General features: G+C 65.7%; 5 protein-coding genes. 3 read left to right on the forward strand and 2 right to left on the reverse strand.

The window, feature by feature from the left end; translation table 11 throughout:
- Positions 1 to 65 precede the first annotated feature (65 nt).
- A complete protein-coding gene (locus QMX96_RS06725; RefSeq protein ID WP_043864663.1) occupies positions 66 to 1,475 on the forward strand; it encodes an MATE family efflux transporter in 1,410 nt (469 codons plus the stop codon).
- Here QMX96_RS06725 and tusA read toward each other — a convergent pair.
- A complete protein-coding gene (tusA, locus tag QMX96_RS06730) occupies positions 1,472 to 1,714 on the reverse strand; it encodes a sulfurtransferase TusA (RefSeq protein ID WP_043864590.1) in 243 nt (80 codons plus the stop codon). The two genes, QMX96_RS06725 and tusA, sit on opposite strands and share 4 nt — an antisense overlap.
- A 59-nt stretch (positions 1,715 to 1,773) precedes the next feature.
- Positions 1,774 to 2,838 carry a 23S rRNA (cytidine(2498)-2'-O)-methyltransferase RlmM gene (gene rlmM / locus QMX96_RS06735; RefSeq protein ID WP_043864591.1) on the reverse strand — a complete coding sequence of 355 codons (1,065 nt, stop codon included), beginning with the start codon at positions 2,836 to 2,838 and terminating at the stop codon, positions 1,774 to 1,776.
- A 251-nt stretch (positions 2,839 to 3,089) separates the two neighbouring features.
- Between rlmM and acnA the strand changes: the two genes are divergently transcribed.
- A complete protein-coding gene (gene acnA / locus QMX96_RS06740) occupies positions 3,090 to 5,831 on the forward strand; it encodes an aconitate hydratase AcnA (protein ID WP_100633159.1) in 2,742 nt (913 codons plus the stop codon).
- A gap of 312 nt (positions 5,832 to 6,143) precedes the next feature.
- The gene (locus tag QMX96_RS06745; RefSeq protein WP_043864593.1) at positions 6,144 to 7,709 is read left to right on the forward strand and encodes a PAS domain-containing methyl-accepting chemotaxis protein; all 1,566 of its coding nucleotides are present in this window, start codon (positions 6,144 to 6,146) and stop codon (positions 7,707 to 7,709) included.
- The last annotated feature ends 70 nt before the right edge of the window (positions 7,710 to 7,779 follow it).

Below are 7,779 nucleotides of genomic sequence, written 5' to 3' on the forward strand. Positions count from 1 at the left end.
GGTGTATTTCCTGACCCATGCGTCAAGGCGTAGACTAGGCGGTTTTCCGCGCCTTTATTGTGGACATCCGCCCCGTGACACAGTCGAACACCGCTACCACCCGCCTCTCCCGCCCAGCCAGGGTCGGCACTGAAGTGCGCAGCCTGCTGCAGTTGGCCACGCCGATCATCATCGCCCAGCTGGCCACCACCGCCATGGGCTTCGTGGATGCCGTGATGGCTGGCCGGGTCGGCCCGCGCGACCTGGCAGCGGTTGCCCTGGGCAACTCGATCTGGGTGCCGGTGTTTTTGCTGATGACCGGCATCCTGCTGGCCACCACGCCCAAGGTGGCGCAGCGCTTCGGTGCCGGCCAGCATGCCGAGATCGGCCCGCTGGTGCGCCAGGCCCTGTGGCTGGCCGGCGTGGTCGGCCTGGGCGGTTGCGGCCTGCTGCTCAGCGCCGAGCCGGTACTGCACCTGATGAAGGTCGACCCGGAACTGATCGCACCGTGCATGGGCTACCTGCAAGGCATCGCCTTCGGCCTGCCGGCGGTGGCGCTGTACTACGTGCTGCGCTGCAGCAGCGACGGCCTGGGCCGTACCCGGCCGAGCATGGTGATCGGGCTGAGCGGGCTGATGCTGAACATCCCGCTGAACTACGTGTTCATCTACGGCCACCTGGGCGTGCCAGCCATGGGCGGCGTGGGCTGCGGCTGGGCCAGCGGCATCGTGATGTGGTTCATGGCCCTGGCCATGGCGCTGTGGGTCGGCCGTGCAGCGGCCTATCGCCCGGCCCAGGTGTTCGCCCGTTTCGACTGGCCGCAATGGTCGGTGATCAAGCGCCTGCTCACGGTCGGCCTGCCGATCGGTATCGCGGTATTCGCCGAATCGAGCATCTTCGGCGTGATTGCCCTGTTGATCGGCAGCCTGGGCTCCACCGTGGTGGCCGGGCACCAGATCGCCCTGAACGTGAGTTCGCTGGTGTTCATGATCCCGTATTCGCTGGGCATGGCGGTAACCGTGCGGGTCGGCCAGGCCATCGGTGCCGGCGACCCGCGCCAGGCGCGCTTTGCCGCCGGGGTGGGCATGGGTACGGCGCTGGCCTACGCCTGCTTTTCGGCCAGCCTGATGCTGTTGCTGCGCGAGCCTATCGCCAGCATCTACACCACGGACCTGGCGGTGATCCAGATCGCCTCGATGCTGATCGTGTATTCGGCGCTGTTCCAGTTCTCGGACGCGATCCAGGTGACTGCGGCCGGCGCCTTGCGCGGCTATCAGGACACCCGCGTGACCATGATCCTGACCCTGTTCGCCTATTGGGGCATCGGCCTGCCGGTGGGCTACCTGCTGGGGCTTACCGACCACTTCGGGCCGGCCAGCGGCCCCAGCGGGCTATGGGAAGGCCTTATCGTGGGGCTGACCTGTGCGGCGCTGATGCTGTCGGTGCGCCTGGCGCGCAGCGCACGCAAGCGCATCCGCCAGCAGCGCCGGGGTTAGGCGAGCTTCTTGCGGATCCAGTACAGGTAGGTGCCGGCATCTTCCTGCTGCTGCACCAGTTCATGGTCCAGAAACACACAGAACTTGGGGATGTCGCGGCGGGTCGAGGGGTCGGTGGCAATCACCTTGAGCAGGCCGCCGGGCGCCAGGTCGCGGATGTGCTGGTGCAGCATCATGACCGGCTCGGGGCAGTTGAGGCCGGTGGCATCCAGGGTGGCGTCGGGGGTGAGGTCGGTCATCAGGTACTCCGGGGTCAGCGGTTGTTCGGTGTTGATTGAAGGCCTTGCCGGCGAAGGCCTCAACGCGGTTTCAGATCCAGACGACGCAGGTGACACGTCACCTCTTCACGGTCGTGATACAGCTGCTTGCAGCCGATCGACACCTTGACCTTGCGCGCCTTGAATCCGTCCTCGATACGCTCGAGCAGCCGCCGCACCTCGGCATAGCGCTGCTTCATCGGCAGCTTGAGGTTGACCACTGCCTCGCGGCACAGCCCTTCCCCCAGCCAGGTTTCCAGCAGCGCTGCGCTGCGCGCCGGCTTCTCGACAATGTCGCACACCATCCAGTCCACGGTCTGCCTGGGCTTGTAGGTAAACCCGTCGGCCATCAGGTGCTGCACCAGCCCGGTATCCATCAGGCTCTCGGCCATCGGCCCGTTGTCGATCGCGGTCACCAGCATGCCGCGCTTGACCAGCTGGTAGGTCCAGCCACCCGGTGCGGCGCCCAGGTCGACCCCGGTCATGTCGCCCGACAGGCGCTGCTCCCACTGCTCACGCGGGATGAAGTGGTGCCAGGCCTCCTCGAGCTTGAGGGTCGAACGGCTCGGCGCCTCGCGCGGAAACTTCAGGCGCGGGATGCCCATCGGCCACATCGCCGAGTTGTCCGCTGCGGCCAGCCCCACGAACACGCGCCGGCCACTGACGAAGGTCAGCAGCAGACGCGGCCTGGCCGGGTCGTCAACCAGCCGGCCAGCCTTGCTCAAGGCCTTGCACAACGGCGCCTCGAACTTGCGGCAGAAGGTCGACAGCTCTTTGCCGTCATTGGTGTCCATCACCTCCAGCCACACGCTGCCACACACCGGGTAGGCGGCCAGGTGCTCGAGCAGCACGCTGATACGGTCGGTTTCGGGCAACTCGACGAAGCTGCCGCGGGCCCACTGGCGCGGAAAGATCAGCTGCTTGAAACGCAGCTCGCGCATCAGGCGCTCGGCGCCCTCGGCGTCGTTGCACACGAACTCGGCACAGGCGCTCTGCGGCTTGCCCTTGGCATAACCGGCAACCCCCAGGCGTGCGGCATGCTCGGCGATCTCGGCGCACACTTCACCCTCGAAACCGGGCCGGCAATGCATAAACAGGGTATTCATCAACTACTCCAGAACGGCTGGCCTGCACGCCAACCCTGACCGGGCGCAACACCTGCACACGGCAAATCGGCGAATGATAAAGCAGTTTAGGAACTGGCGACACGCCCCGCCGGTCCAGTACATGGTCAGGTCCGCCAAACAGGGCTAACCTGACCGCTTAGCCAGGTCCGTGCCGTGCGGACCGTCACAGAGGCGGTGAACTGGCGACTGCAAGGATGATTGCCAGGCACCGACGCAGAAGGAGTTGGCAGATGCCCTCGCTCGACAGCCTGAAAACCCTCAAGACCCTGACGGTGGAGAACCGTGAATACCATTACTACAGCCTGACCGAGGCCGCCCGCAGCCTCGGCGACCTGCAGCGCCTGCCGATGTCGCTCAAGGTGCTGCTGGAAAACCTGCTGCGCTGGGAAGACGGCAAGACCGTCACCGGCCAGGACCTGCACGCCCTGGCCGAGTGGCTGCAGCAGCGCCGCTCGGACCGCGAGATCCAGTACCGCCCGGCACGGGTGCTGATGCAAGACTTCACCGGCGTGCCCGCCGTGGTCGACCTGGCCGCCATGCGCGCCGCCATGGCCAAGGCCGGCGGCGATCCGCAGCGCATCAACCCGCTTTCCCCGGTCGACCTGGTGATCGACCACTCGGTGATGGTCGATCGCTACGCCACCGCGCAGGCCTTCGGCGAGAACGTCGACATCGAGATGCAACGCAACGGCGAACGCTATGCGTTCCTGCGCTGGGGCCAGAACGCCTTCGACAACTTCAGCGTAGTGCCGCCGGGCACTGGCATCTGTCACCAGGTCAACCTGGAGTACCTGGGCCGCACCGTGTGGACCCGCGAGGAAGACGGACGCACCTATGCCTTCCCCGACACCCTGGTCGGCACCGACTCGCACACCACCATGATCAACGGCCTGGGCGTGCTGGGCTGGGGCGTGGGCGGCATCGAGGCAGAGGCGGCCATGCTCGGCCAGCCGGTGTCGATGCTGATCCCCGAGGTGATCGGGTTCAAGCTGACCGGCAAGCTGCGCGAAGGCATCACCGCCACCGACCTGGTGCTGACGGTGACGCAGATGCTGCGCAAGAAGGGCGTGGTGGGCAAGTTCGTCGAGTTCTACGGCGACGGCCTGGCCCAGTTGCCCCTGGCCGACCGCGCGACCATTGCCAACATGGCGCCGGAGTACGGCGCCACGTGCGGTTTCTTCCCGGTGGACGACGTGACCCTGGACTACCTGCGCCTGTCCGGTCGCCCCGCCGCCACCGTGCAACTGGTGGAGGCCTACTGCAAGGCCCAGGGTCTGTGGCGCGAGGCGGGCCAGGAGCCGGTGTTCACCGACACCCTGGCACTGGACATGGACGAAGTCGAAGCCAGCCTGGCCGGGCCCAAGCGCCCGCAGGACCGTGTGGCGCTGTCCCAGGTGGCCCAGGCATTCAACAACTTCATCGGCTTGCAACTGAAGGTGTCGACCAAGGAGGTCGGGCGCCTGGAAAGTGAAGGGGGCGGCGGCGTCGCGGTGGGCAATGCCGACCAGGCCGGCGAAATCGAATACGAGCACGAGGGCGCCAATCACCTGCTCAAGGACGGTGCCGTGGTGATCGCCGCGATCACCTCCTGCACCAACACCTCCAACCCCAGCGTGATGATGGCTGCCGGGCTGGTGGCCAAGAAGGCCGTGGAAAAGGGCCTGCAGCGCAAGCCCTGGGTCAAGACCTCACTGGCCCCCGGCTCCAAGGTAGTGACCGACTACTACAAGGCGGCCGGGCTGACCCCTTATCTGGATGCTCTGGGCTTCGACCTGGTCGGCTACGGCTGCACCACCTGCATCGGCAACTCCGGCCCGCTGGCCGAGCCGATCGAAAAGGCCATCACCCAGGCCGACCTTACCGTCGCCTCGGTACTGTCGGGCAACCGCAACTTCGAAGGCCGGGTACACCCGCTGGTCAAGACCAACTGGCTGGCGTCGCCGCCGCTGGTGGTGGCCTACGCCCTGGCCGGCAGCGTGCGCGTCGACCTGTCCAGCGAGGCCCTGGGCCTGGGCAAGGACGGCAAGCCGGTGTACCTGCGTGATATCTGGCCCAGCCAGCAGGAAATCGCCGAAGCCGTGGCCAAGGTCGATACCGCGATGTTCCACAAGGAGTATGCCGAGGTATTTGCCGGCGACGCACAGTGGCAGGCCATCGAGGTGCCGCAGGCAGCGACCTATGTGTGGCAGGAGGACTCCACCTACATCCAGCATCCGCCCTTCTTCGACGACATCACCGGCCCGCTGCCGGTCATCGAAGACATCCACGGCGCCCGGATACTCGCGCTGCTGGGCGATTCGGTGACCACCGACCACATCTCGCCCGCCGGCAACATCAAGGCCGACAGCCCGGCCGGACGCTACCTGCGCGACAAGGGCGTGGAGCCGCGGGACTTCAACTCCTACGGCTCGCGTCGCGGCAACCATGAGGTCATGATGCGCGGCACCTTCGCCAACATCCGCATCCGCAACGAGATGCTCGGTGGCGAGGAAGGCGGCAACACGGTGCATGTGCCCAGCGCCGAGAAGCTGGCGATCTATGACGCGGCCATGCGCTACAAGGACGAAGGTACACCACTGGTGGTGATCGCCGGGCAGGAATACGGCACCGGTTCCAGCCGCGACTGGGCCGCCAAGGGCACCAACCTGCTGGGGGTCAAGGCGGTACTGGCCGAAAGCTTCGAGCGTATCCACCGCTCCAACCTGGTGGGCATGGGCGTGCTGCCCCTGCAGTTCGCCGAGGGCCAGACGCGCAAGACCCTGGGGCTGACCGGCCATGAGCGCATCGACATTCTCGGCCTCAGCCAGACCCAGGTGCAGCCACGCATGACGCTGACCCTGCGCATCACCCGCGAAGACGCATCGACGCAGCAGATCCAGGTACTGTGCCGCATCGATACGCTCAACGAAGTGGAGTACTTCAAGGCTGGCGGCATTCTGCACTACGTGCTGCGCCAGTTGATCGCGAGCTAGCCTGAAGCAGGCCCGGCGCCGTTGCGCCGGGCCTGCACCGGCCCGCCGTGTGGCCACTGAGTTCGACCTGAACCAGAGGCAATGTGCGGCGTTGCCCGCCCGCTACCTGCCCCCGCGTGAACACCAGGTCACTAGCTGACTAACATGACAAATATATGAAAGAATGCAAACAAGTTGCTTGACTTTGCAGCCTTTCAACTACAACACGAACAGCTAAGGCACCTTGAGCCGGATCAATATTCTTTAAATATCCATTCAATAAAAACGCCTGTCTGCCGATACACCACGAAAGCCTTCCGGATAGAACAGCTTATGCGTAACAATCAGCCGATTACCCAGCGCGAACGGACTTTCCCTGCCCAACAACGTCTGATATCGACCACCGATGCCAAGGGTGTGATCACCTACTGCAACGATGCGTTCGTCGAGATCAGCGGCTTTTCGCGGGAGGAGCTCATTCGTGCGCCACACAACCTGGTCCGGCACCCGGATGTGCCGCCGGCTGTGTTTGCGCATATGTGGAGTACGCTCAAGCAGGGCCTGCCGTGGATGGGCATCGTCAAGAACCGCTGCAAGTCGGGTGATCATTACTGGGTCAACGCCTACGTCACCCCCATCTTCGAGAACAACCAGGTAGTCGGCTACGAGTCGGTGCGGGTCAAGCCCAGCGCCGAACAGATCCGTCGCGCCGAGGCGCTGTATCACCGCATCAATCAGGGCAAGCCACCCATTCCGCGCCGCGACCGCTGGCTGCCGGTACTGCAGGACTGGCTGCCGTTCATCCTGGTCAGCCAGGTCGGCTTCCTGATCGGCAGCTGGCTGGGCCACTCCTGGGGCTTCGCCGTGGCGGCCGCCCTGTCGGTACCGCTGGGGCTGCTGGGCCTGAGCTGGCAGCAGCGTGGCCTCAAGCGCCTGCTGCGCCTGGCCGAACAGACCACCTCCGACCCGCTGATCGCGCAGATGTACACCGACAGCCGCGGCGTGCAGGCTCGCCTGGAAATGGCCATGCTCAGCCAGGACGCGCGCCTCAAGACCTGCCTGACCCGCCTGCAGGACACCGCCGAGCACCTCAACGAGCAGGCGCGCCAGTCCGACACCCTGGCCCACAACAGCTCCTCGGGCCTGGAGCGCCAGCGCGTGGAGACCGAGCAGGTGGCCGCTGCCGTCAACCAGATGGCCGCCACCACCCAGGAAGTGGCCAACCACGTGCAGCGCACCGCCGATGCCACCCAGGAAGCCAACCGCCTGACCGGGCGCGGCCGCGACATCGCCGGCGAAACCCGCGATGCGATCCAGCGTCTGTCGGCTGCCGTGGGCGAAACCGGCCTGACCGTGACCCAGCTGGCCCGCGACAGCGACGAGATTGGTGGCGTGGTCGATGTGATCAAGGGCATTGCCGACCAGACCAACCTGCTGGCGCTCAACGCCGCCATCGAAGCGGCACGCGCCGGTGAAATGGGCCGCGGCTTCGCCGTGGTGGCCGACGAAGTGCGTCAGCTGGCGCAGCGCACCAGTGAATCGACCGGGCAGATCCACGGCCTGATCGCCAAGCTCCAGCAAACCGCCAGCAATGCCGTACAAACCATGGAAACCGGCCATCGCCAGGCCGAGGAAGGTGTGGCACGGGTGATGGAAGCCGACCAGGCGCTGGTGGGCATCAGCGAGGCGGTGGCCAACATCACCGACATGACCACGCAGATTGCCGCCGCTACCGAAGAGCAGACCGCAGTGGCCGATGAAATCAGCCGCAACATCAGCACCATCGCCCAGCTTGCCGACCAGACCTCCGAGCAGGCCCAGCATTCGGCGCTGCTCAGCGAGGAACTGACCCTCACCGCCACCACCCAGTATTCCCTGGTGGAGCGCTTCAACCGTTGACCCGGTGGCGCACAACCTCTGGTTGTGCGCCCACAGCGGTCTACCAGTCCAGTGTCAGCCGGCTTTCGAA

Source organism: Pseudomonas sp. PS01300, from assembly GCF_029960155.1.
In the GTDB taxonomy this organism is placed as follows: Bacteria; Pseudomonadota; Gammaproteobacteria; order Pseudomonadales; family Pseudomonadaceae; genus Aquipseudomonas; species Aquipseudomonas palmensis.

Bases quoted from the DNA above. Each gene is read 5' to 3' on its own strand.
- tusA (WP_043864590.1), bottom strand. From the start codon at position 1,714: ATGACCGACCTCACCCCCGACGCCACCCTGGATGCCACCGGCCTCAAC.
- rlmM (WP_043864591.1), bottom strand. From the start codon at position 2,838: ATGAATACCCTGTTTATGCATTGCCGGCCCGGTTTCGAGGGTGAAGTG.
- acnA (WP_100633159.1), top strand. From the start codon at position 3,090: ATGCCCTCGCTCGACAGCCTGAAAACCCTCAAGACCCTGACGGTGGAG.
- QMX96_RS06745 (WP_043864593.1), top strand. From the start codon at position 6,144: ATGCGTAACAATCAGCCGATTACCCAGCGCGAACGGACTTTCCCTGCC.